The following is a 22,911-nucleotide window of genomic DNA, read 5'->3' on the forward strand; positions in this document are numbered from 1 at the left end:
GACATAAGTGGATGAAGAGATGATCTCTCCACTTCAGATCGATCTGCGACCCAATTGTCTGGTTGCGCGGTTTCCAGGGTTGTTCACGTGTCTGAGTTGGGCGCCCTGGAATGGTGGGGAAGCTTCTGCTTCCGTGGTCGCCAATTTACAAGTAGGCCTTAACGGATCTTCCGCGGCGGCCTCGCCGGCGGAGGATTGGGAAGTTTTATTTCAAGCCCACTCTCTTATTCCCGAAGAGACCATCGGATTAATGACTGCTGCGACTGTGAGTGCGTTTGCCAACCGTTTTCGCTTTGCATCCGGGGCCTGGGTGCATGCCCTTGCGACGGTCGGATTATCGAATGCCCGCTCCGTCCTTGATCATGCCGATGTTGAGCTGGGACAGCAAACCCCTTCGTCCGGAACGGTCAATGTGGTGGTGGCGACCAATGCCCTTCCGACAATTGCCGGACGAATCGAGGCGATACATATTGCCTCCTCAGCAAAAACTGCAGCCTTTCGGGATAGCGGTGTCACCAGTCGCAAGTCCAATCTTCTTGCGGACCTCACAGGTACCGATTGTCTCGTGGTAGGGGCCAGCGGTAAAATTGAAGAAGATCAGTGTGGCCTTCACACGATTCTTGGGGAAATGATTGCTCGCACCGTATATACGTCGGTGTCAGAAGGGATCGCGAGATGCAGGAAGGCTGAAGTCTTAAGGTCGTATAATAATTAACAATACGATGGTGATCACATGTCTCTTAGCCCCGACACGACTAAAGACCAAGCCAATTATTCAACTTTTTCCTGGAGACTTCTACAATGCGCATATCTAAAGTGTATACCCGTACAGGTGATGCGGGGAAAACCCGATTGGCTGGAGGACAGGAGGTCTGGAAAGATTCCGTTCGGGTGGAAGCCTATGGCACCGTGGATGAATTGAATTCAATGCTTGGTTTGGCTCGGGTGTCGAATGGACAAGCCGCAACGAATGTTGAGGTGTCTGCGCGTATGGGAACCATCTTAAAGTGGGTGCAAAATAAACTGTTTGATTTGGGTGGGATCCTCGCCACAGCCCAGGGGGAATCGTTTCCGAATATGCCGACGGTGACATCGGAAGATGTCGTCCACTTGGAACATCTTATTGATGAGTGCCAAAAAGACCTGACCCCCTTGAAAGAATTTATTTTACCTGGCGGGGGGCAACTCGCCGCATTACTGCATGTGGCCCGCACAATTTGTCGTCGTGCTGAGCGGCTTTGCGTCACCCTGTCGAAGGAAGAATCCATGGACAAGGAATTGGTCGTTTTTCTCAATCGGCTGAGTGACGCGCTGTTTGTGTTTGCGCGTTGGGTCACGAAAAAACAGGGAGAAGCTGAATTTCTGTGGGAACGGGAACCGGCAACCTCTCAAAAGTCGTAACGTAGTCCCCTTTCGGGTATCGGTGTTCAGAGCGTATACCGGGATGATTGCACAGTTTGATGCGAGGAGGAGTAAGGTCATGCGTTCCGTCCGTCAATCACATCAGCGTTCGGGGGGAGATTCGCTCTCTTCGCCGGTAGCTGTTTCCGGTCCTCGCTTAGCCCAGAAACAAACTCATGTGCCATCAAAGCTGATTTTTGTCCTTGGAGGGGCGCGGTCCGGAAAAAGTTCTTTTGCCTTACAACAGGGAAAGGTCAAATCCCCTCGAGCATTCGTCGCAACGGGAGAGCCGATCGATCAGGAAATGGCCGGTCGAATTCAGAAACATCAGCGGTCGCGGGGCCGTGGTTGGGTGACCATTGAAATGCCTACCGGAATTTCCGAATGGTTGGCCGAGCAGGGTTCAGGCTATCCCAGTATTGTGGTGGATTGTTTAACACTGTGGCTGAATAATCTCTTGCGAAATAAGGTGCGACCTTCGCAAGTCCCAACATATGTCAGGGCCTTCCTTCGGTCGGCTCGCGCCTGTCCCGGTCAGATTGTCGTGGTCAGCAATGAGTTAGGACTCGGGTTGGTGCCCGGGGATGCGATCAGCCGGTCATTTCGGGATGTGGCGGGCCGGATGAATCAACTCGTGGCGGCTGAAGCTGATGAAGTCTATTTTCTGGTGAGTGGGCTGCCCCTCAGACTGAAGTAGCCGATGAGCTATTCTTCTCCATTCATTCAGGAAACTCTCTCGGCGATTCAACCGGTCGCACAGGCGGATATGTGTCGCGCTCAAGTGTTATGGGACCGACTGACGAAACCTCCGGGCAGCCTTGGCCGACTTGAGTCCTTAGGGGCTCAGTACGTGGCGATAACTCTGTCGCTTCCCGTAAAAAATCCGGATGCAATGATGTTCGTTCTGGCTGCCGATCACGGTGTGACAGGAGAAGGGGTGAGCGCCTATCCCTCATCCGTCACGGTTCAAATGGTCAAAAATTTTTTACAAGGCGGGGCAGCGATCAATGTCCTAGCGCGTCAGGTTGGAGCCCAGGTTCGCGTAGTGGATATGGGCGTTCAAGAGGACATGGGTGCACCACCCGGTTTGTGGGTGAGAAAGGTCGGGTTGGGAACCCGCAATATGTGTGAAGGTCCTGCTATGAGTCATGACCAAGCCGTCCAAAGTGTGGAAGAAGGTATCCGTCTTGTCCAGGAAGCCTATGCTGACGGGATCCGGTTAATCGGAATCGGAGAAATGGGCATTGGGAATACCACTATCAGCAGTGCCATTACGGCAGTCATGACGCGTCATCCTGTGGCCGACGTGACCGGGAAAGGCACAGGAGTTGATGCGTTGCAATTGGCGAAAAAGATTCAGGTGATTGAACGGAGCATTCAACGAAATGCACCGGACGCGCAGGAGCCTTTGGATGTGCTGGCGAAGGTCGGAGGATTTGAAATCGGCGGATTGGTAGGAATTCTTCTGGGTGGGGCGGCATGTCGCGTGCCTGTGGTCCTGGATGGGTTCATTACCGGAGCCGCCGCCTTGCTGGCCGTCGCCCTGGAACCCCATTGCCAGGCCTACATGATTCCTTCTCATGTCTCTGCGGAACCCGGACATCGTTTGGCCATGGACTCGTTAGGGTTTCGTCCGCTGTTGGATTTGGACCTTCGGCTTGGGGAGGGCACAGGAGCCTGTTTGGCTATCGGATTGCTTCAATTGAGTTTGGCCTGTCTGACGCAAATGGCCACATTCGAAAGTGCAGGCGTGGATGAGGCCGTACGCCCCTTTCCGGAAATGGCATGAGGAGTCTATGGGCTTCGTTTTCTTTGGCGTGGCACCTTCTGACGACCATTCCTCTTCCAGGAGGTTCGGGTACGAAGATTCCATTAGAGAGGTTCGGAGCTTCCCTTCGCTGGTTTCCTCTGATTGGTTTTCTGCTTGGCGCGAGCCTTGTCATGATCGATCGATTGTTGGAGAGCGTCTTTCCTCCCGTAGTTGTGAATTTGGTGATGCTGACTCTCTATGTGCTGGTCACGGGAGGCCTCCATCTTGATGGTTGGGCGGATACGGTTGATGCACTTTCAGGGGGAAGGGATCCCGATCATCGGCTGAAGATTCTCCGGGATTCTCGAATCGGTGCCCTTGGAGCTACAGGGTTGGTGTTGATTCTTGGACTTCGCTATGCCGGATTTCTGACCCTGCCAGTAGGATTTCGAGAGGGCATGTTGTTCTGTATGCCGGCTATTGGGCGATGGGCGATGGTGATCGGTTGCTGGGGTGTTGTCTATCCACGATCGGAAGGATTGGCTGCGCAGTTTATTCGGACGGTGACGTGGCGCGATGTTCTGGTGGCCACAACGGTTGTGGGATTGGGGTTGTGGGGAATGTTCGATGCGGTCACAGCCGCTATGCTGATGATAGTTGTGTGCCTTGTGGTTCGATCTGTAGTCTGGTGGATCTCCAAAAAGTTTGGCGGTATCACGGGAGATATACTGGGAGCGATGAATGAGGGGATCGAAGTGCTCTTTCTGATCTTGGGTCCGGTCCTCCTCGTGTATTCGAAGTTTGGAGAATAATTAACAGGGCCATTCATGAACGGGAGGCCGATGTATCATGACACGAACCTATCCTAAGCAGTGCGAACGTTGCGGTCGACCTTTTGAGTGCGGACTCTCCCGATGTTGGTGTAAAGATGTCCCTGTGAGCGATGCCCAATATGACAGTATCGCGAAACGTTATGATGACTGCGTGTGTCCGACTTGTCTTGCAGAATTGACTGGAAACAACTCTGCCCCTTCCGGTTCAAAAATCCCGGGCTAACGGTGGCGGATGACCTGACGGGGTTCAAATTTCTGGCGGTGTGCGCCCTTGATCTGATGATAGGCGATCCCCGCTGGTTGCCTCATCCCGTTCGCCTGATGGGGTTCATCATTCACGCATATGAACGCCTGACGTTAGAGCGAATCTCTAGCCCATGGACAAAAAGAACAGCCGGGTTTGTATTGGCCGTGGGGCTTCCCCTTGGATGCTTTTTTGTGACCCAGGGCATCCTGGAATGGGCTGAACTGGTGCATGAACAATTCGGCACAGTGATATGGGTGGTCCTGGGCTCTACCACTCTTGCTGGGCGGGATTTGTGGGTTCATGCCATGCGGGTCCATCGGGCATTGAGAATGGGATCACTCGTATCGGCTCGGGTTGAGATAGGCCGGTTAGTCGGGCGGGACACTGCCGACCTTTCAGAAGAAGGGATTGTTCGGGCGACAGTGGAATCCGTATCTGAGAATACCTCCGATGGCATCGTGGCGCCGATAATTTATCTCGCGTTGGGAGGACCTGCCTGTGCCATGGCCTATAAAGCAATCAGTACGTTGGACTCGATGGTTGGTTATCGTACCGATCGCTATCGTGACTTTGGATGGGCATCCGCACGAGCCGATGATCTCGTCAATTGGGTCCCGGCTCGGCTTACAGCGGTGGCTATGAGTGTCGCGGCGGCGATTCGATTGGGCTCCGGCGTCTCAGCCTGGCAAATCTGTCGACGGGATGCGTGGCGTCACCCCAGCCCGAATAGTGGATGGCCCGAAGCGGCCATGGCCGGTGCTCTTGGGGTGCAACTCGGTGGAGGTAATATGTATGGAGGGGTGCTAGAAGTACGCGCCAGGTTAGGTGATCCGATCACATCCTGTTCCATGGCGCTCATTCCTGTGGCGTTACAAGTCATGGGGATAGCCTATGGGATACTGGTTATGGGGATCATGGCTTGGGTGATGTGGTGACCCAGCCGGTTGTGCATGGGGGGCAGGTTCATCAAATCGCAAAGGCGCTCGACCGGCCGGTGGACTCCTTTATTGATTTCAGTGCCAGTATTAATCCGTTTGGTCCACCCACCCCAGTGTTGAATGCGATGCAGCAAGCCTTACCTGCTTGCGGACATTATCCCGATCCAACTGCTGAAAAATTGCGCACACGCCTGGCCAAAGAGCATGGGATCTCATCGGACTCGATTGTGTTGGGTAACGGGTCATCTGAATTAATTCGGATCTTACCTCGGGCTCTGTCCCTTTGCCAGGGATATGTGGCAGGTCCTACGTTCATGGAGTATGAGGCGTCTCTTCATATCGCGGGCGCGCGCTGTACGTATGCCCTGGCCACGTCTGCGGAAAAGTATACTCCTCCCATGGGACAGCTTTCGCTTTTGGTGGACGGTATCCGTTCCGGTTCTCAGAAGGATGCGTTCAGTCACGAGGAATCATTTACGGCTGTGTTTGTGTGTAATCCGAACAGTCCAACGGGAAGAGTGGTTTCGGCCCGATCTCTTCGAACCCTTTATCGGCAAATTGAACAAGCCGGGCTTTGGATGGTGGTTGACGAAGCCTTTATTGATTTTTGCCCCTCCCATTCCCTCATTAAAGAAATTCCGAACGCCAGACGATTGCTTATTCTCAGAAGTTTTACGAAATTTTTTGGTATGCCGGGAATTCGTCTCGGGTACTTGGTGGGGGCGCCGGAGACGGTTTCCAAAATCCGCCGGTTGCTCCCTCCGTGGTCGGTTAGCCAGTTTGCCCAGGAGGCCGGTGTCGCGGCATTGGATGACGTCAAGTACCGACTGCGAAGTGTGAAGTTTATTCAACAGGAACGACAACGATTTATGACGCGATTACGTGGAGTCCCTGGACTGCGGATCATTCCGGCATCCGCGAATTTTGTGATGGTGGAGTTACCTTCGAAATGTGTGACAGCCAATCTTGTTTCACAACTGACACGACAGGGAATCCTCGTTCGGGATTGTCAGACATTTTCCGGAATGACTCAGCCGGCACTTCGCATTGCCATTCGCTACCCACGTGAGAATAATAGGGTGATACATGCCTTAAAAAAGGCATTACGAGACAGCTGAAATCAAGAACCGGCAGACTGCCGATTGCCGGATAGGCCTATGTATTCAGTCAGGGGGATGTTAGAGGGAAAAGTTAAGCGGAGGAGGCACGTAGGAATCATGTGTGCTATAACACCAAGAGGACGCCGGTCGCCACATGATCGGATGTCTCTGGATCCGGAATGATGTTCTCATAAAGAAGTTTTTCAAAAACTACAATGGATAATAAGCATGTCGACTCAATTTAAAAAGATCATCGGGTATCTTCTCGTTATTTTCCTGGTCATAGGATTTTTTCTGCTGTATCGCTATGTCCAGCCGGCGGGGTATCACCTTCCAGATGACCCGCTTGCGTTGGAAGCGTTGGAGTTGGTCAAACAGCACCGATCCCGGCAAGGCTATACGCTGGACGAAGCGGTTCAGTTAATGGTGGATGATTTGAAAACTAAAGGTATTCCGTTTCATGAAGGAGATTGGCAGGTAGCCGCACAGGGCGAGGATAAATATATGGTACGTAAAATTGTGCGGGAGAAGGGTTCCGTGGAGTGGATCGAGCGGGAATATGCCTGGAGAGTGGATAGCAAGGAAAAGTCTATTCGCGTGATCTCGTTAGCCGCCCAACAATTGATGCCGTTTGAGAACTTGCCGCCCCTCCCCCATGGGGATCAAATTTCATCCCTTCCGGACATGATGCTGAATTTACCTGTTTTGGGCTAGTTCGAAGAAGAATCTGCTAAGGGCATTCTCCTCATGTAAACAGCGTACTGGATCTACCTGGATGTCTCGGAGTGACCGCGATCTGTGTTGTGGTGAATAGGCAGTGAAAGGTGTTGGTAGAAAGGGCTTATTCCAAATTCCAGAGTTGTTAGGATTCTATAATTGCCTATTCTCTGGTGTTGGTGGGGCGATATGGATGATGCCATCAACCACCTGTACTTTATAACACGGCACGTTCCAGCTCGGGCTCGGGTTTTTCTGGCAAACCCCTGTTTTGATATCAAACTTCCATCCGTGCCAGGGGCATTCGACGAGGTTTCCCTCTACAAAACCCTCTCCCAGTGGCCCTCCGGCATGGGGACAGGTATTATCAAGGGCATAGATCACACCTTCCACATTAAATAAGGCAATACCGTGGTCCTGGAACTCAATACTTTGGCAGGTGCCTGGAGGGAGATCTTGAATCTTGGCAACTGGATGGAAGTTCAAGGACATGGTCAACTCTAAGCGGCCAAAACCCCTAATATATCAACTTCTTCCTGGCGCAACAAGAGCCCTATGGTCTCTCTTGATTCTCTGGATTCGTCGGTGATATAGGAACAGGGTTTCCTTCAACCCGGCGAGGTCTCTGGAGTACGTTTGTATGGAAATGACTCTCCTACTCAATGCTACCTATGAGCCATTGCGAGTTGTGCACTGGCAAAAGGCCATCAATTTGTTATGGCAAGGAAAAGTCGAAGTCCTTGAATTTTATGATCGGGATATTCGAGGGGTGTCCATTTCCTTTAAATTGCCTTCCGTGATGCGTCTTCTCAACATGGTCAAGCTTCGTTCGAATCATCATGCGGTGAAATTTTCTCGTATCAATATTTTTACCCGTGACCGGTATACCTGCCAATATTGCTATGCACGGTTTCGCACCGAAGAATTGACGTTTGATCATGTGGTGCCTATTGCCAAAGGTGGGAAGAAAACCTGGGAAAACATTGTGACAGCATGTTGGCGATGTAATAACCGGAAAAGCGGGCGTGTTCCCCATGAGGCAGGGATGAAACTACTCAAGGAGCCCGTCAAGCCTAAATGGACCCCCCGGCTGACACTGATGATCGGTATCCGCCACGCTCCGGAAAGTTGGCGGGATTATTTATATTGGAATGTGGAATTGGATGCGGATTCCTAAACCTTCCTGCTCTCCTGGTTCCTGATGGGGTCAGCGGGGCCATCTTTTTTTGGTTCCCGGTGACGGACCACCTAACGCGGAACTTCATGCTCTCCCAAGAAGCGAATCCGAGGTCTTTCTCGGACCCGAGCAGGAATGGTGCGCGATGAGACGAGGCATCCCTGCTCCGTGTCTTATTCCCCGATTCCCTGAAAATGTTCATCAATGCATCAATGACCCGAATAGGCAGGACGCTCAGGAGTTATCTGCCAATCCGGGTCAAAGGATTGAGGAATCGAGCGCTTGCGCTACGATACTTCGATGAGAGGAATCGGTGCCCGCTCAGCTTGTTTCCGTAGGCCACAATTAATACACCAGAAAACCAGAAGAGACATTCCTGATTCCATGTCGACTTCCCGATCGAGCAACATCGTTCCTTGGCATTTTTCACAGCGATACATAGATGAATCTCCTGTGGTTCTACCGGTCAGGCTTTAAGGAGTCGTCAGAATCAACAGGGAAAAGAGCGTACAGGCGTTTGGCCGAGAAAATGAATGAGGACCAAAAAAATGAATAAAGCCTTGGGCACTGATTCTTCAGACGCGCTGACTCGGAGTGTGAATAAAAAATTGCATGGTCCTGAATGAAGGAATCCTAAAAAAGAGGGGCAATCTACCATAGGCAAAAAGGTAAAAGCTATGGAATTCAAGTGTGAAAATGAGAATAGGGGAGGCATGGTCCAGGTTTTGACTTAGAGAGGAAATGGAGTGAAGATTTGAGCATCATCCGGCGATTGATGCGGAAGATTCTGTCAAGGGAGGATAGTCTGATTCTCACGAAAGGGTTTTTGATGATGATTCAAAACCGACGATGGTATGGGAGGTTGTGAGTTTGGATCTTTTGCCGGACTTTCAGACCCCGGTCCCCGAAGAGCCTGAATGGGTTTCCTGGACTGATGAACAGTTGTTGAATCTCCGATTGTCCGATTTGAAGATCCGCATTTCCGGAACTGAATTGGGTCAATGCGTCCGTCAGTTATACCGCGAATTGAAGGATCACGGGTTAGTGTTTCGCCCCCATGTCTGGTTGTCCGACGATTGGTATTCACCTGATGGCACGCCGGGTCTTGCCGTGCCGTTCTATATGGGGCATCCGCGGTTGGCGAAGCTGGAACTAAATCAAATGTTGGAAGTGGAGGGCGGGACCCCGGAATGGTGTATGCGGATTCTTCGACACGAAACGGGCCATGCGATTGAGAATGCCTACCGCTTACGGCGGCGGCGCAGTCGGCAACAAATGTTCGGGCATACTTCGGTTCCGTATCCCGATTGTTATTTGCCAAAGCCCTATAGTAAAAGTTTTGTGTTGCATCTTGATATGTGGTATGCCCAGAGTCATCCAGACGAGGATTTTGCCGAAACCTTTGCCGTCTGGCTCACCCCGCACTCACATTGGCGTGAGCGTTATGCCGGATGGCCGGCACTGAAAAAATTGGAATATATGGACGGGCTGATGAAGGGGTTGGCCGGGGTTGCGCCAATTGTGACGACCAGGGAACAGGTGGACCCTATTCAGCGACTGCACAAAACGCTTCGGGAACATTATCAGGACAAGCGGGAACGGTATGGGCTGGACTACCCAAACTTTTATGACCGCGACCTGCGGCGTCTCTTTTCCGGGGATCCGGATCAATCGGCGAATCCGTCCGCGGAGAATTTTATCAGGAAATTCAGGAAAGAAGTTCGCAGGAAAGTCGCGGCATGGACGGGAGAGTATCAATATACCATTGACCAAGTTTTACAAGATATGATGGCACATTGCCGTGAACGGAATTTGCGGTTAGCTGTACCTGAAGAGCAGGCAAAGGTGGATTTTACGATTTTATTGACGGTGCAAACGATGAACTATTTGCATGGTGGACGACATCGGGTGGTGTTATGAGGAAGCTTCGCGTCATGGCCCTTATGCATCAGGATCTCGTGCCCCCCGATGATGTGGAGCATGCCGATTTGGCTGAGGTTGAATGGAAAACCGAATTTGATGTGGTCTCCACTTTACGGGATCTTGGCCATGAGGTTATGGCTGTCGGTGTCAGAGATGATTTAAGCGTGATTGATAACCTGGTAACGGATTGGAAGCCGCACATTGCGTTCAATCTGCTGGAAGAATTTAATGGCAATCCGGAGTTCGATCAAAATGTCGTGTCCTATTTGGAGCTCCTGGGAGTTCCCTATACCGGGTGTAATCCCAAGGGGCTCGTGCTCACTCGGGATAAAGGCTGGTCAAAAAAGATTATGGCCTACCATGGCATCCGATGCCCGGAGTTTGTGGTCTATCCACTGGGGCGAGGGATTAAGTGGGCAGAAGAATTTCCCTTTCCGGTCATTGTCAAATCCATTAGTGAAGAAGCGTCCCTCGGCATTTCTCAAGCATCTATCGTCCATGACGAAGACAAACTCAAAGAACGTGTTGAATTTGTGCATCAGAGTGTGGGCACGAGCGTCATCGTCGAGCGGTACATTGAAGGACGGGAACTCTATGTGGGTGTGTTAGGTAATCGACGATTACAAGCCCTGCCGGTTTGGGAGTTGCACTTAAAAAATCTTCCTCCTGATGCTCTGCCGATTGCCACGGCCCGGGTGAAATGGAGTACGAAATATCAAAAAAAATACGGGATTCAATCGGGTGAAGTTGAAGGGTTACCTCCTAAGCTGGTGCGACATATTCAACAAACGGCCAAACGGGTCTTTCATATTTTGGGATTAAACGGCTATGCCCGCATGGACTTTCGGTTAGATCCCAAGGAACACCTGTATATATTGGAAGCCAATCCCAATGCCCAACTGGCATATGGCGAAGATCTCGCCGAGTCGGCTGAACGAGCCGGTATTTCCTATGAAGCGCTGATTCAACGAATTCTGAATATCGGCTTGAGCTGGAAGCCTGAAAGCCAGCGATAACGGGGATTCTGAAAAACCTGCCAGGAGCGAAGTCGAAGGGCTGTCGGTAGGACGTTGTGCCCATTGTCTTTTGCTCTTAGATGTGGGCTGCAGAATGATTTCCTTGGGTCTGAGTTTTATTTCACAGAAAAGCGGAACTTTCTAACATTATTGTAAAATTTCAAGAGTTGATTCGTGTATTTGAGCGCAGAGCAGGGTCATGAGTTCTTTAATCCTGCTTGCCAAGTCGCAAGGGCCAATAATGGAAAGTAGTGCGAGTACAAATGGTATTTCAGATAGAAAACGTTAGGGAATCCGGTTCCTGTCATGAGTTCCTCGTCCCACCCTCCTTGCTGGTTCTGATGAGTGAGCAGCCAGTCGATTCCACGATGAACGGGTTTTGAGGTGCGATCGCCAGCCGCTTCAAGTGCAAGTAAGGCCCAGGCTGTTTGTGAAGGTGTGCTTGGGGCTGGAACAAATTCCTGCTTTTCATAGCTAGCACAGCTTTCCCCCCATCCGCCATCCTGGTTTTGGATTGACCGCACCCAGGTGGCAGCACGCTGGATTGCGGCGTTTGCAGTCGGGGAGCCACTTGCGCGAAGGCCACGCACGGCCAGGAATGTGCCATAGGTATAATTCACCCCCCAGCGTCCATCCCAACTCCCATTAGGTTGTTGATGGCCCAATAGAAATTGGACAGCACGCGCGATTGCCGGGTGTTGGTATGTATAATCACGCCGACAGAGTGCCTCCAATACCCGCCCGGTTATATCAGGGCAGCTGGGATCAAGCATGGCATTGTGGTCTGCAAATGGGACCTTATTCAGTAAGGCCCAATTATTATCGACATCAAAGGCAGCCCAACCCCCGTCTGAGGATTGCATCCCTAATAACCAGTTGATGGCACGACCTTCGGCGCGGGTCTGCCGGTCGGGATCAGAGGCCTTGGCATGCTGGAGGGCCAACAAGACCATGGCGGTGTCGTCGATATCCGGGTAGAGTTCATTCGCAAATTGGAAAGGCCATCCTCCAGGCTGCAAATCCGGTCGCTTGACCGACCAGTCTCCTTTTCGGCGAATCTCTTTGCTTAATAACCAATCGGCTGCCCGCTGCATGGCTTGCGGTTCACCAACACCGAGTTCTCCTAATGCAAACATTGAGATAGCCGTATCCCATACCGGGGACAAGCTTGGCTGAAACTGCAGAGCATCTTCTTTCTCAAGAATGAGCCCTTCAAGCTGGCCAAGTGTGTCAATGAAGTCCGGGTGGTCCCGCTCATAACCCAGAGCATCCATTGCCATGAGGGCATACATCATTCCGGGAAAAATCGCTCCCAATCCATCCGTGAACCGCATGTGATCGAGCATCCACTTCTCCGCTTCGCGTATTGCTTTGGCGCGAACATCCTTAAAGCCCCGCTTTTCCCAGAGTTTCAATATCTTGTCCACCTGATGGAACAGGAGAGAAAAGGGATCTTTTCTTGGGAGCCTCAGTTTTCGATTGGGCACCATGAGTTCGTCAACGGTCCAATTTCCGGGCACTTGGTGTTGTACTCCCGACGCCTGAAGAATAGAGAGGGGGACGACGATGGCCCGACTCCACGATGAAATTTCATACAAGACATTTCCCGGGATAAGGACCAGTTCAGGTGGAACACTCGGTGTGTACTTTCTTGGGAAGAGACCAAACATGCTCAGGTTATTCTTTGTGTAGCTATTGGTGGCTTGAAGACCTCCGAGGGCAAGGATGCGTTCACGCGCAAGCTGCATAAGTGGTTGATCGGGATCATAGCCCCCAACTCGAAGCGCCACATATGCGCGGGTCGTGGCGTTTACTTCGGCCGGTCCTTCCGTATAAATGTTCCATCCACCATCTGAAAGTTGCCGGTCAAGGATGGTGCGGATGGCTTCCTTGACTTTGGTCTGAATTCTTGGCTTCCACACACCGTTCTCTGGTGGATAGAGCCAGAGTAAAAGCAATACGTAGTCGGATTCCAATGTTGTGTCGGCGGTCAAATCGCCCTGCCAAAACCCTCGCGGATTTTGTTTCGCCAGTAGTGCACGCGCAGAGGTTTGGGTGGGTTGGTAGGCTTGGCGTTCGAGTTCCTCCACATGTGACTTAAAGGAAGCCAATTCCGCGAAGGCATCATTAGGCGGTGTGGGTATGGTGGTGGCGGACGTGTCTCTCATAGGTTCTCCTGATTGTGTGTGAGATTGGATCTCCAAAACAAATGTGGCTCGTTGCTCACGCGTGGGAGGCGCTAATCCTAGGGCCTCGCTGAACCAGAGCCCTTCGACAGCCAGCCGCCCTAAAAGGGAACGAGTCGGATCAATGGTGCTGGCCAGAAAAATGCTCTGCCAATTTTGGTACCGCTCTCGAATGGGCTCGAGTAGATGTGGGTTGATGGAAAAAGCTGCCATGAGAATGGAGGCAATTTCTTCTCCTCGAAGGGACCGATTTTGGACGGGATTGTCGATAATCTCATGGCTAAAAGCCATGCCGGGATGCTCCTCATGAATGGAGCTAGTGAGAAATTCTCCAACCTGTTTGCGATCCAAATCCTGTATGAGTAACTCTATGAGCCCCGCAAGTAACTGTTCTTTTCCCTCAAAATGATAGAGTAAGCCACCTTTACTGATTCCGGCTTCTCGAGCGACATGCTCGAGTGTCAACGCACTGACCCCGTTTCGTCCCAACAGGTCTATGGCGGTCTCAAGGATCAAAAAGCGGGTCGAAGTTAACATAGATTGTTACTGTACCGTCTGGCTGGTTTAGTTTCAATCGAAAAATTTTGATTGTAAACAATTAGGTATGAAGAGAGATTGATCCGGGCTGGTTTAAAGTCGGGGCGGCAAAAAATTTATGAAAATGGCATTCACCATGCCAATCAGGCCTCTTTCTGAGGTCAATGTAGTAATAGGAAACTAGCCATGGTTTTTGTCCACAAAATAACTGCCTCGAATATCTGGGACTTTGTATCATTTGGCAGAAGCTCAGAGAAGGAAGCGGGGCGGGAGGTTAATTAAACGCCAGGAAACGGTCGCACCCGTCGATGATGTTTGAGAGAATTACCAAGCCGCAAAAGGTCACTTCTTTGCCATACCCGTCGGTGGAGATGTGGTGTTGCTGGCATCCATAGGCGCACACAAATAGTTTCAGTCCGTTCTTCGCCAACTCCGAAAATCTCGGGTCTTCTAGGTTTTTGACTCCCTCATCAATAAAATACAAATAGGTATCCACCTTATTCGCTAACGCGGTTTTGGAGAGGTGGTAGACTGTTTCTGCATTGGGATGTTCGGGTGAGGTTGAGAGCAGCAGGCCTAATTTTTTGTTGGCGAGAGTAGGATTGGCTAAATTGGTGGTGGATTCCATGGGAGAAACTCTCTGAATAATAAGGTTTTATGACTGTTTATAGGTGGAATGAGCTTGGCTGTCAAGGGATTATTCAGGAGGGATGTTTTGCTTGACGTCGTTTTTCCCCTGTCTTTATAATTTACTGATTTTCAAAAGAAATTTTCATCTCTGACTATTTTTGATGATGGCAAATCTAACGCATTTTAATGAGTCCGGACGGGCTCGAATGGTAGATGTGACGGACAAGCCTCCGACCGAGCGTGTAGCGGTGGCAGAGGGAAAAGTGTTTGTCTTGCCGGAAACCCTTGAAAAAATTCATGCAGGTCGGATTGCGAAGGGTGATGTGCTGGCCGTGGCTCAAGTGGCCGGCGTGATGGGGGCCAAACGGACTCCGGATCTGATCCCCATGTGTCATCCTCTACTTCTCACAGGAGTGGATGTTGACTTCAAAGAAGACCCCCAGCCTAATTCCGATGGACGGTGTGTCATTACGATTGTTGCAACGGTGAAAACCACCGGAAATACCGGAGTAGAAATGGAGGCCATGACAGCTGTTTCTGTGGCTGCTCTGACGATTTATGATATGTGTAAGGCGGTAGATAAAGGCATGGAGTTTGGAGAGATAGCCCTGGTTTCAAAATCCGGAGGAAAGTCAGGAACGTATGTCCGTGTGCAAAAGGGCAGGTAGGAAAAAGATGAGGCCCATTCTTCGAGCTTGATCGTGGGAGTTGTAAATTGTGAAGATTAAATTATTCGGGATGTTAAAGACCATGATTCCTGGAGGTAAGGATTTGGAAGTGGCCTTTTCCGAAGGTGAACAGGTCAAGGATCTGGTTTATACCATACAGAGGGAGTATCCTCAGGTTGGTGAATTGCTCGAAAAGAAAAAAGTGCTGGTGTCGGTGAACCAAGAAATTGCTCATTGGGACACGGTGCTGGACACGGCTGATGAGGTCGCATTATTGCCTCCCTTTGCGGGAGGATCAGGCGAATTATGAGCTCAGGAGAAAGGGCAATCCGATGGCTGTTGAATTAGAAGAAAGTATGCTGGTTCGGGTGCAAATGGAAAATTTCTCAATTGATGAAGAATTGCAACGAGTGAGATCTCGGTCCCGTCGAATCGGGGGTATTGCCATGTTTTTGGGGACGGCTCGTGATCGCTCCAAGGGTCGAGACGTGAGTTCCATGAGTTTTGATCACTACGAAGGGATGGCCCAGAAAAAACTTAAAGAAATCCGAGAACAGGCACTTCGTGATTTTGCCATTATTGAGGCATTGGTCCTCCATCGCTATGGTCCCATTGAAATTGGTGAGAATATTGTGCTGATCATTGTTGGGGCTGAACATCGTGCCGATGCGTTTAAGGCTTGCCAATGGTGTATTGATGAACTCAAAAAAATTACTCCAATCTGGAAAATGGAAACGACGCCGGAAGGCGAAGTATGGGTGGAGGAACACCCATAATGGATGGGGAGGGGGCCGTGACTCTGCCGCATGCGGTCAAAGATGTCTGGGGACGTCCCTTACGATCCTTGCGGGTGTCCGTGACCGATCGATGCAATTTACGGTGTCAGTACTGTATGCCTGAGGAAAATTATGTGTGGCTTCCTCGGGAAAATCTGTTGACGTTTGAAGAAATCGCCTTCCTGACGAATGTATTTTCCGATCGGGGAATTGATCGCGTGCGTATTACCGGAGGCGAGCCTCTATTACGCAATAACGTGGCTGAACTCATCAAAATGCTTCGTCAAAACTCTCGCATTCATGATATTGCAATGACCACCAATGGGGTGTTGTTGAATGAACAGGCGCAGGCCCTTTTTGATGCCGGACTCCATCGGGTCACGGTGAGTCTGGATACGTTGAAGCCCGAGCGGTTTAAAGCGCTGACTCGACGCGATACGTTGGACAGAGTGTTGGAAGGCATTGCTTCAGTGGAGCGGGTCGGGTTCACAGGGTTGAAGCTGGATACGGTCGCCATGAAGGGATACAACGAGGATGAAGTCATTCCCTTGATTGAATACGGCAAGCGGGTCAACGGAGAAGTGCGTTTTATCGAATATATGGATGTAGGCGGAGCCAATGACTGGTCAGCGGAAAAGGTTCTTTCCCGGAAAGAGATCTTGAAGATGGTCGGTGAGTATTATGGTTCGGTCGAGCCGGTGGAAGAGGTCAGTTCGGCTCCTGCGCAGCGATTCCGGTTATCAGATGGAACTATATTTGGTATTATTTCTTCCACTACTGTGCCTTTCTGTTCGACATGTGACCGGAGTCGGTTGACGGCTGACGGGATGTGGTATTTGTGCTTGTATGCCAAAACCGGCCTTGACCTTCGCAAGCTCCTTCGCATGGAACGATCACGAACAGAAATTCTCTCCATCATCCAGTCTGTCTGGGAAACCCGAAAGGATCGGGGGGCAGAAGAACGCAAAGAGCTTGAACAGGTCAGTGGCCGTGGCCGGTACATTGACATTGAGCGATTGCGCCAAGATCCGCATTTGGAAATGCATGCAAGGGGAGGCTGATCCCCCGCATTTCCTCCATATTCGGTGTCTCGTCCTCCTTCTGCCAATATACCCCAACAGTCTGGGAGTGAGAGGTGCTTCTTCGACTGATTCTTGCCGGTTCATCCTCCCTATGGTAATGTCGTGTGTCGTGATCGAAGACTTTGTCGGAGTCCATGATCCTTGTTGTGTACTTTCCCTGCCTTTTTCGCATTTTCTTTATCTCAACCAGATCAATATCTAGATTCGCGTGCGATGCGTTCATAATAGAAGCTTAAGGATAGACTGATTTATGGGATGGTTTAAACGGAATAAAAGCACGGATCCCGAAGGTACGTCCATTAAAATCGTGGAAGGGATGTGGATTAAATGCGCTGTGTGTCGCGCCATTATTTTTAAGCGCGAGATTGAGCGAAATTTAAAAGTCTGCCCGAAATGCCAATACCATTTTCCGCTATCGGTTGGTGAGCGATTGGAACTGATTGTTGATCCTGGTTCATTCGAGGAATGGGATAAAGATTTAGTTCCAGGAGATCCCCTACAATTTGTGGACACTTTGCCGTACCGCAAGCGCATTCACAAGGCCCAAGAAAAAACGGGAAAAAAGGAAGCAATTTTGACCGGGCGATGCCAAATTGGCAGGAAGCCCGTGGCGCTTGGAATTTTTGATTTTTCATTTATGGGTGGGAGCATGGGATCGGTGGTCGGCGAGAAAATTTGTCGGGCAATCGACCACGCGCTAACGGCGCATATGCCATTTTTGTTGGTCACGACTTCCGGTGGCGCACGCATGCAAGAGGGGACTTTGTCACTCATGCAAATGGCCAAAACCGCGTCAGCTTTGGCGAAATTGCAAGAGGCTCGAATGCCCTTTGTTGTCCTGTTAACGGATCCGACCTTTGGGGGGGTCACTGCCAGTGTCGCAATGTTGGGTGATATCATTCTCGCGGAACCGAAGGCGCTGATTGGGTTTGCCGGCCCACGGGTCATAGAGCAAACGATCAAAGAACATTTGCCTGAAGGCTTTCAGCGTGCTGAGTTTTTGTTGGAACATGGCATGGTTGATCATATCGTGGAACGAAAAACTCTCAAGCCAACCCTGGAAACGTTGCTTTCGCATTGTGTCACAGAACTCTCTTCCTCTTCGGCGTAATGGCCGAAAGGTCAGGCTCTCCTTGTGTCCAGGTGGATCTCAACAGCCATGACGATGGGCTATCCCCTTCATGGTGAGAGCCATACGTTGTAGTTATTATTGATACGAAAACTCCTTCCCTTTATTGTCTCCCGCCCAGTTTCGATTCCTGTGGCTAGCTATCCAGAAACGCTTAACTATCTTTTTTCCTTGCACCGGTTTGGCATCAAGCTCGGCCTGGAAGCTATTACCGATACTCTTGCCAGGCTAGGGAATCCTCAGCACCGATATCCTACCCTGCATATTGCCGGCACGAACGGGAAGGGTTCTTCCTCAGCCATGCTAGCCAGGATCCTTGAAGCGAGCGGGTACCGGGTTGGTCTGTATACGTCCCCGCATTTGATTGATTTCCGAGAGCGCATTCGTGTTCAGGGAACAGACATTTCGCAAGAATCGGTTTGTGCCCTGACCGAGCAGATTCGGCGAACCGCCAATCCCCTCACAACCCTCACCTTTTTTGAATTTACGACCGCGCTGGCTTTTCTCCATTTTAAAAACCAACAAGTGGACATGGCGGTGGTAGAAGTCGGGATGGGCGGACAGTTTGATGCGACCAATGTGTTGAGCCCCATGGGTGCTTTGATAACGGGGATTAGTTTCGATCATGAGGCCTATTTGGGAGATTCTCTTCAGAAGATTGCGAGGGAGAAAGCCGGCATCATTACACAAAAGGCTCCGGTGGTTTTGGGACCCATGCCGGAAGATATTCTTCAGATTTTTGAGACTCAGGCCAGGAAGTGGCAGGCGCCCTGCTTTCGTATGGGGCAGGACTTTTTCCTTCTGGAAACCAGCGCAACGACTTTTACCTATCAAGGGCCGGGATGGACTATTCCAGGCCTACAGACGAATTTGCCCGGCCGGCATCAGTTGGTGAACGCGACCAATGCTCTTGCGTTATTGGAGATGGCCGTCGATGGCACATTCCCTATTTCACCGTCGGCCATTCGAACCGGTTTGCAAGAGGTGAGATGGAGAGGTCGATTAGAAATCGTGCAACGAAATCCACTTCTGGTTCTGGATGGGGCGCACAATCTTGCGGGTGCTCACGTGTTATTTGACTTTCTCCACTCACAAATTCATGATGGCGCGGGACGAAAACTCATTCTGGTGGTTGGGATGATGCGCGACAAGAATCTTCAGGGATTTCTGCGTGTGTTCATTCCAATTGTTGACCACCTGATTCTCACCCAGCCACGGATGGAAAGGGCGGCGTCGGTAGATGAGCTCAATCAGGCCGTCGATCGCGAAGACCTGGTGCCGTGTCTACTTGCAGATTCATGGGAGGCTGTTTGCAGGGCCAAAGACAACTCCAATCCCGCAGACGTGATCTGTGTGACCGGGTCGTTATTTCTGGTTGGGGAGGTACTCAAACGGCTCACTCAGCCGGATTTTCCAACGTGACTGGTGCGGGCGTGGGTGGAGGCCTGTGTGTGCTCTCGCGCCGGTCTCATGGAGTATTGCTTGGTATATTGATCTTCCTCACGATACTGGCAGCGGGAAAAACCGCGTTCGGGCAATCGGACGTCTCACGTGTGGAATCCGAGGAGGTCCCGGCAGCATCCTCAGCTGAGAGGGGCTCTGTTGAACCAACCTCACAGGGAATTCCCGTCACCATTAATGCCGACCGAATTGAATATGATAATGATCGGGAAGAATATCATGCCACCGGGGCAGTGGATATCACACGGGGCCCCATTCATCTCAATGCGGATGAAGCCACCCTTCAAAAGCTCACGGGGCGTCTCACGGCGCGTGGTCATGTGCATTTACGGGATGTGAAGACCGATATCTGGTCGGAAGAGCTTGAGCTCAATCTCAATACCGAAGCGGGAGTGATCACGAACGGCAGTATTTATCTCAAGGAGCAGAATTCCTTTGTGACGGGGCGACGGCTTCAGCGGTTTTCTGAAACCCATTATCGGGTCAAGGAGGGTTCCTTTACCAATTGTGATGCGAAGAATGGCGAGATTCCAGCCTGGCGATTTAACTTTCATGATATGGATGTGGAATATGAGGACAGTTTGTTTGGTAAAGGCGTATGGTTCAATGTGAACGATGTGCCGGTCGTCCCGATTCCCACCTTTCGATATCCGCTTGGCGCTTCTCGAAAAAGCGGATTCTTATTTCCTACGACCGGGTACAATACGCAATTTGGTTACCAGTATCGGCAGGGATATTTTTGGGCCATCAATCCCAGCAATGATTTAACCATTTCCCCCCAAATCTTAACGGAGCGTGGAGGAGGTGCGGATCTGGAATATCGCTATATGTGGAATCGCCTCACAAAGGGAGAATGGTTGATACGCTCGCTTTATGATACCCAGCAAAATCGTGGGCGAGCCGAAGTTCGAGGAGCTCATGCTCAGCAATTCAATCCTGATTTGTCCTTACGAATGCGCGCCAATTTTTCAAGTGATCGAACGGTATTGCAAAATTTTAGCAGTTCTGGGACTCAACGGGCTTTACCCAGCCAAGAGTCGCACCTCACTATTTTGCAACGGCTTGATCATGGAGCGCTATATCTTACCGGCCAATATATTCAGCCGTTAGCCACCGGCGGGAATTCGACCTTTCAGCGGTTACCCGAAATCGGACATCGCTTCATGAATCCCAGTGTCTTGGGCAGTCCCATATCGCTGACCGCGGAAACGACTGCGGTGCAATTTCACAGGCAGACAGGATTCGATGTCGGTCGGATCGATGTGATGCCGGGACTGTCAATGGAAGGGCTCCATCTGGGGCATGCCCTGGGATTCCGTCCCCAGGTAAAATTTCGTGAAGTAGGTTATACGCGGGGGCTCACGGAGAAATCAGCCCAACATCGTGAAACCTTTTGGGTTGGGGCTGAATTGTTCTCGAATGTCTCGAAACGGTTTTCCCTCGGCGATGGGAATTGGATCCGTCATTCTCTACAACCGAATGTAATTTATGAGTATGTGCCACAAACGAAACAATCGGAATTAGTTCAGATCGATGCCGTGGATGATTTAATTCAAAAGAGTTTGGTGACCTATTCCTTGAAAAATCGTCTGAGCCAAATTGGTGGCGGAAAATCCAATGCCTGGTTGGATCTGTTCTTTGCCCAAAGTTATCATGTGGCCAATCCGCCACCCCTCGCCTCCCGGTTTTCGGATATCTGGACACGGGGGCATTTTCATTCACCGGTCGATTCCTCAGCTTTCATCTCGGCCTTTAATCTGAGGGTCGATGCCTTTTACGATCCGAATAGGAAATATTTTTCTCAGATGAACACCGATGTGCTCATCCAAAGCCGGCAGACATGGTATATGACCGTTGGTCAGCGGTACACCAAAGAGGGAACGAGAGTCCGCCGTGGAGATATTTGGAATCCCGTGTCGTTTAATGAGGTGTTGGCTCCGGATGAGGAAATCCTCTATCTCACGACTGGAGGTGGAGTGCGTTTGCCCTATGGTGTGACCGTAGGCACCAAGTGGTATCATGACCTCCGAACGGGACAGACGGCGGAATGGGATGTGGTCGGGCTCTACCAAAATCCCTGTCGATGTTTTTCCCTCGGGCTCACGTATACACGGCTTCCTGACCGCTCACAATTTGAATTTCTCATCAGCTTGACCGGGTTGTGGGGGACCCAAGGGCATGGGACGCAATTAATGAAGCTGATCTTGGGCCCCATCATGGCGGGAGAGCGTGGAATTCCTTGGGACTATCGCTAACCGTCATGCGCCTTTTACCTATGCGAATGTGCACGGTCCCGGTGATGGTTCTATGGGGCTTAGTCGCCTGGCCGTTTCATCTCTGGGCGCAAGAAGTCGTGACTGATCAGGTCACCATCACGTCGGCAAGAGGACAGCTGTTTGGCATCACGTCCGGCGAGGGAATTGCCAGAAAGGGGTTAGCGTCGGGGGAAGACGTGCTGGTGGTCGAAAGCAAAGGTATGACGGGATATGTTCAGACAACCACACGGTTGCTTGGATTTTCAGGTCGGTTACAACGGTGGGTGGACATGAATCTTTCCTCGGCGGAGGAAGTGATCACTGCCACGGTCACTCCCAAAATGATTATTGTTCAAGGTCAACAGGCGGCCTACGGTTTTCAAAGTGATCTTGGTCGTTGGAAACGGGAACCGTGGGGAGCCGGAGAGGTGTTGGTGAAGAGTATCGTGAATGACTATGTGGCCGTGCTCATTACCAATCGACGGGCCCTGGGATTTTCTGCGTTGACCGGAGGGTTTTTTTCGCAAGATCTTCCATCCGGCAATGCGATTGACCAGACGGAAGCCAATGCGAATATTGTGATCATCCACCTGTCCGGATTGATGTTGGTGTTCCGATCCGGCTTGGCGATTTGGACGGTGTTGCCCTGACTAATGGGAGGTAGGACTACTGGCCAATTCCTGGTGCTTGGTCACGCCCGGGTAATCCACCCCAATAGGGCTGTTCGAGCAATAATGGCTCCACCAGTCAATAACTTCCTGAAGAAAAGGATCTTCCGGTCCCGTCGCAAAGAGGTGACCATAGAGATAGCCGGTTTGGGTATCAAAGAGGATGAATATCGGCATGGGAGCCGGTTGTGGAGGATGTGGCGTGTCCATGGGTCGTCGGGATCGTGCGTCAGAGGTTCCTTCCGTTTTCTCTAGGTATTCTTGTCGGAACGTGTTGGATATTTCTTAAATATACCCTTGGATCAAGGGGATTTGGTCGTTCATGGAAATTTGAGTCTCTTTGGTGATTCAAAAGCGAGGGGCAGGAACCCGGTAATGATCGCGTCAAATTAGAAGACAACCCTTGACCTTCCCCGT

Annotated in this window: 25 protein-coding genes; 20 read left to right on the plus strand and 5 right to left on the minus strand. The window is 50.9% G+C overall.

The genetic code is table 11. The features are described 5' to 3' along the window. Positions 1-19: 19 nt before the first annotated feature. The 9 genes from PQG83_RS02980 (at position 20) to PQG83_RS03015 (ending at position 6,983) form a co-directional block, all read left to right on the plus strand. Positions 20-715 (plus strand): adenosylcobinamide amidohydrolase, encoded by a 696-nt coding sequence (locus tag PQG83_RS02980; protein ID WP_312746645.1) that lies wholly within the window; start codon positions 20-22, stop codon positions 713-715. Positions 716-801: 86 nt separating this feature from the next. After that, entirely contained in the window at positions 802-1,401 is a 600-nt protein-coding gene (locus PQG83_RS02985) for a cob(I)yrinic acid a,c-diamide adenosyltransferase (RefSeq protein WP_312746647.1), read from the plus strand. A 79-nt stretch (positions 1,402-1,480) separates the two neighbouring features. Then, positions 1,481-2,098 carry a bifunctional adenosylcobinamide kinase/adenosylcobinamide-phosphate guanylyltransferase gene (cobU, locus tag PQG83_RS02990; protein ID WP_312746650.1) on the plus strand — a complete coding sequence of 206 codons (618 nt, stop codon included), beginning with the start codon at positions 1,481-1,483 and terminating at the stop codon, positions 2,096-2,098. 3 nt (positions 2,099-2,101) lie between these two features. After that, positions 2,102-3,190, plus strand: coding sequence for a nicotinate-nucleotide--dimethylbenzimidazole phosphoribosyltransferase (cobT, locus tag PQG83_RS02995; RefSeq protein ID WP_312746651.1), 1,089 nt, complete (start codon positions 2,102-2,104; stop codon positions 3,188-3,190). Then, positions 3,187-3,963, plus strand: coding sequence for an adenosylcobinamide-GDP ribazoletransferase (gene cobS / locus PQG83_RS03000; RefSeq protein ID WP_312746653.1), 777 nt, complete (start codon positions 3,187-3,189; stop codon positions 3,961-3,963). The genes cobT and cobS overlap by 4 nt, the downstream gene beginning before the upstream one ends. Before the next feature lie 37 nt (positions 3,964-4,000). Next, complete coding sequence (locus PQG83_RS20860; protein WP_376753550.1) at positions 4,001-4,207, plus strand: cysteine-rich CWC family protein; 207 nt, start codon at positions 4,001-4,003, stop codon at positions 4,205-4,207. Then, positions 4,138-5,166 carry an adenosylcobinamide-phosphate synthase CbiB gene (cbiB, locus tag PQG83_RS03005; RefSeq protein WP_312746655.1) on the plus strand — a complete coding sequence of 343 codons (1,029 nt, stop codon included), beginning with the start codon at positions 4,138-4,140 and terminating at the stop codon, positions 5,164-5,166. Before PQG83_RS20860 ends, cbiB begins: the two co-directional genes overlap by 70 nt. Beyond that, positions 5,160-6,287 (plus strand): threonine-phosphate decarboxylase CobD, encoded by a 1,128-nt coding sequence (gene cobD, locus PQG83_RS03010; protein ID WP_312749113.1) that lies wholly within the window; start codon positions 5,160-5,162, stop codon positions 6,285-6,287. Before cbiB ends, cobD begins: the two co-directional genes overlap by 7 nt. Positions 6,288-6,497: 210 nt before the next feature. After that, positions 6,498-6,983, plus strand: coding sequence for a hypothetical protein (locus PQG83_RS03015; RefSeq protein WP_312746657.1), 486 nt, complete (start codon positions 6,498-6,500; stop codon positions 6,981-6,983). Positions 6,984-7,139: 156 nt separating this feature from the next. Here PQG83_RS03015 and PQG83_RS03020 read toward each other — a convergent pair whose 3' ends face one another. Next, positions 7,140-7,478, minus strand: a complete 339-nt coding sequence (locus PQG83_RS03020; RefSeq protein WP_312746659.1) for a Rieske (2Fe-2S) protein — start codon at positions 7,476-7,478, stop codon at positions 7,140-7,142. A 148-nt stretch (positions 7,479-7,626) separates the two neighbouring features. Here PQG83_RS03020 and PQG83_RS03025 point away from each other — a divergent pair, with 148 nt between their 5' ends. Further along, the gene (locus PQG83_RS03025) at positions 7,627-8,163 is read left to right on the plus strand and encodes an HNH endonuclease (RefSeq protein WP_312640449.1); all 537 of its coding nucleotides are present in this window, start codon (positions 7,627-7,629) and stop codon (positions 8,161-8,163) included. Between the two features lie 287 nt (positions 8,164-8,450). Here the strand turns inward: PQG83_RS03025 and PQG83_RS03030 are convergent, their stop codons facing one another. Continuing rightward, on the minus strand, positions 8,451-8,603 hold the full coding sequence (locus tag PQG83_RS03030; protein ID WP_312640453.1) for a hypothetical protein: 153 nt from the start codon (positions 8,601-8,603) through the stop codon (positions 8,451-8,453). A 424-nt stretch (positions 8,604-9,027) separates the two neighbouring features. Here PQG83_RS03030 and PQG83_RS03035 point away from each other — a divergent pair, with 424 nt between their 5' ends. Continuing rightward, positions 9,028-10,083: a hypothetical protein gene (locus PQG83_RS03035; RefSeq protein ID WP_312746662.1), complete on the plus strand. Its 1,056-nt coding sequence runs from the start codon at positions 9,028-9,030 to the stop codon at positions 10,081-10,083. Further along, positions 10,080-11,102 (plus strand): D-alanine--D-alanine ligase family protein, encoded by a 1,023-nt coding sequence (locus tag PQG83_RS03040; RefSeq protein WP_312746665.1) that lies wholly within the window; start codon positions 10,080-10,082, stop codon positions 11,100-11,102. Before PQG83_RS03035 ends, PQG83_RS03040 begins: the two co-directional genes overlap by 4 nt. A gap of 197 nt (positions 11,103-11,299) precedes the next feature. Here the strand turns inward: PQG83_RS03040 and shc are convergent, their stop codons facing one another. Next, complete coding sequence (shc, locus tag PQG83_RS03045) at positions 11,300-13,825, minus strand: squalene--hopene cyclase (protein ID WP_312746667.1); 2,526 nt, start codon at positions 13,823-13,825, stop codon at positions 11,300-11,302. Between the two features lie 274 nt (positions 13,826-14,099). Continuing rightward, the gene (locus tag PQG83_RS03050) at positions 14,100-14,453 is read right to left on the minus strand and encodes a DsrE family protein (RefSeq protein WP_312746668.1); all 354 of its coding nucleotides are present in this window, start codon (positions 14,451-14,453) and stop codon (positions 14,100-14,102) included. A gap of 166 nt (positions 14,454-14,619) precedes the next feature. Between PQG83_RS03050 and moaC the strand changes: the two genes are divergently transcribed. The 8 genes from moaC (at position 14,620) to PQG83_RS03090 (ending at position 22,476) form a co-directional block, all read left to right on the plus strand. After that, positions 14,620-15,123, plus strand: a complete 504-nt coding sequence (gene moaC / locus PQG83_RS03055) for a cyclic pyranopterin monophosphate synthase MoaC (protein WP_312749115.1) — start codon at positions 14,620-14,622, stop codon at positions 15,121-15,123. Between the two features lie 49 nt (positions 15,124-15,172). Further along, the gene (locus PQG83_RS03060) at positions 15,173-15,433 is read left to right on the plus strand and encodes a MoaD/ThiS family protein (RefSeq protein ID WP_312746670.1); all 261 of its coding nucleotides are present in this window, start codon (positions 15,173-15,175) and stop codon (positions 15,431-15,433) included. Between the two features lie 22 nt (positions 15,434-15,455). Beyond that, positions 15,456-15,899 carry a molybdenum cofactor biosynthesis protein MoaE gene (locus tag PQG83_RS03065; RefSeq protein WP_312746672.1) on the plus strand — a complete coding sequence of 148 codons (444 nt, stop codon included), beginning with the start codon at positions 15,456-15,458 and terminating at the stop codon, positions 15,897-15,899. Beyond that, positions 15,878-16,960, plus strand: coding sequence for a GTP 3',8-cyclase MoaA (gene moaA, locus PQG83_RS03070; protein WP_312746675.1), 1,083 nt, complete (start codon positions 15,878-15,880; stop codon positions 16,958-16,960). The genes PQG83_RS03065 and moaA overlap by 22 nt, the downstream gene beginning before the upstream one ends. Positions 16,961-17,231: 271 nt before the next feature. Further along, the gene (gene accD, locus PQG83_RS03075; protein WP_312746678.1) at positions 17,232-18,092 is read left to right on the plus strand and encodes an acetyl-CoA carboxylase, carboxyltransferase subunit beta; all 861 of its coding nucleotides are present in this window, start codon (positions 17,232-17,234) and stop codon (positions 18,090-18,092) included. A 99-nt stretch (positions 18,093-18,191) separates the two neighbouring features. Further along, entirely contained in the window at positions 18,192-19,532 is a 1,341-nt protein-coding gene (locus PQG83_RS03080) for a bifunctional folylpolyglutamate synthase/dihydrofolate synthase (protein ID WP_312746680.1), read from the plus strand. Next, positions 19,529-21,826 carry an LPS-assembly protein LptD gene (locus PQG83_RS03085; RefSeq protein WP_312746683.1) on the plus strand — a complete coding sequence of 766 codons (2,298 nt, stop codon included), beginning with the start codon at positions 19,529-19,531 and terminating at the stop codon, positions 21,824-21,826. Before PQG83_RS03080 ends, PQG83_RS03085 begins: the two co-directional genes overlap by 4 nt. 5 nt (positions 21,827-21,831) lie before the next feature. Further along, a complete protein-coding gene (locus tag PQG83_RS03090) occupies positions 21,832-22,476 on the plus strand; it encodes a hypothetical protein (RefSeq protein ID WP_312746686.1) in 645 nt (214 codons plus the stop codon). Here PQG83_RS03090 and PQG83_RS03095 read toward each other — a convergent pair whose 3' ends face one another. Then, positions 22,477-22,704, minus strand: coding sequence for a hypothetical protein (locus tag PQG83_RS03095; RefSeq protein WP_312746689.1), 228 nt, complete (start codon positions 22,702-22,704; stop codon positions 22,477-22,479). Positions 22,705-22,911 lie beyond the last annotated feature (207 nt).

It is taken from the genome of Candidatus Nitrospira neomarina (assembly GCF_032051675.1).
GTDB classification, from domain to species: Bacteria; Nitrospirota; Nitrospiria; order Nitrospirales; family UBA8639; genus Nitrospira_E; species Nitrospira_E neomarina.